This window comes from Grimontia sp. AD028 (assembly GCF_000973155.1).
GTDB classification, from domain to species: Bacteria; Pseudomonadota; Gammaproteobacteria; order Enterobacterales; family Vibrionaceae; genus Enterovibrio; species Enterovibrio indicus.
Map to the genome: position 1 here is coordinate 1 of NZ_LASY01000203.1, position 1,514 is coordinate 1,514.

General features: G+C 48.2%; 1 protein-coding gene. It reads right to left on the reverse strand.

All coding sequences use genetic code 11. The annotated features are described in order from the left end of the window. A partial coding sequence (locus tag RN22_RS25325; RefSeq protein WP_046308508.1) for a cadherin-like domain-containing protein occupies nucleotides 1-1,514 on the reverse strand: 1,514 nt, incomplete at both ends.

Sequence of the window (1,514 nt, forward strand, 5' to 3'; positions counted from 1 at the left end):
AGGTCAATTTGAATGGCTTCAGAAACATCATACTCATGGTTGTGTTCAATTTGGTATGACGCACCTGTGTGGTCAGCGCGCGCAGTATCGGCAACACCCATACCTAATTTGTGAATATGCTCAGAGCCTTCGGTGATCAACTCGCCGTCTTCAACACGCTTGCCGTCATCGCCAATTTTGAGGGCTTTGATGGTGAAATAGTCATTCCCATCCAAGTTCTGCCATCCGTCAGCACTGCTGGTTGTGAACGCAGTTGAGAGTCCATCATTGTTCGCATTCACTTCATTGACGTAGATATGGATATTGGCCGGTTCGAGTGATTTATTAGTTCCATCTGTCGCAAAGTACTCAATTTGAACTGGGCCGTTGAATTCTGAATTAGGTGTAAATACGAGCCCTTCGCCATAGTCACTCAACGCAATAGAACCGGCTTCGCTTGGTACTAGGGTAAAGCTCTCTAAGTCATCTTTGTTCCAGACAGAAACAGTGTCTCCGTCATCTTTATCTGTATCGTTTTTCGTAATGTCGTTAAAGGCAATGAAGATACCGTTTGCATCGCTGTTGTTCACCCAGTAGCTGCCGTCACCGTCATAGTCATCGTTTGCAACAGGTGGATTGTCATTGTCCAGTATCGTTGCAGAGTCGGATAGTTGGTTACCTGACTCCGCCAAAGCGACGTCTGTATTCACATTTAGCGTGACTGATTCTGGACCTTCAAACTCACTATCATCTTTGGTGTTAATGATGACGCTAAAGTTCGTATCATTGCCCGCAAGTGTCAGGTTGTGGCCTTGGTTAAAGAAGCTAGCAATGTCGTTAGGATCTGTAATTTCATCGCCATTCACGCTAATAGACGTGATGTCAGTAATATTGAAGCCATCGTTGCTTTCAAGCTTGAGCGTGTAAGTGACTTCGCCTTTAACTTGATTGCCTAACGTAACGTTAAATGTGGCCGAGTTTCCTTCATCGGTATCTCCGAGACTTTTGACGTTCAACGTTGGACGATCATCATTACCACCGTCAATGTCATTGTCGCCACCCAGTTTACCGTCATCAGACACGATAGCGTTATCTGTAGCCAGCTTACCGTCGGTAATGCCGCTTACGCCCTCAGACGGGGTGACAGTGACCGAAAATGCCTCGTCACCTTCGTAGTCCGTATCTTGATGAGTAATGACCGAGACATTGAGCTCAGTGATCCCAGCAGGAATGGTGTAATCGCCGTTACTGTCCGCCGTGATCACCTCGGTTTTGCCGTTCAGCTCGTACGAGACGGTCATGTCGCCCAAATCATCAGCATCGGTGTCGATATCAGTCAGGGACAGTTTGACTTTGACGCCAGTCTCAGTGGCTTTGCTGAGGGTTACGGTAAAGTTGGCACTGTCACCTTCGCTGACTTGTGCTTGTGGGCCTGTGATAGACACGGTCGGGCGGTCATCGTCCGGGTTGTTGCCCGGGCCATTGCCGCCATCGGTGATGGTGGTGGTCACGGAATCTGCATTGGTGTCAACGAT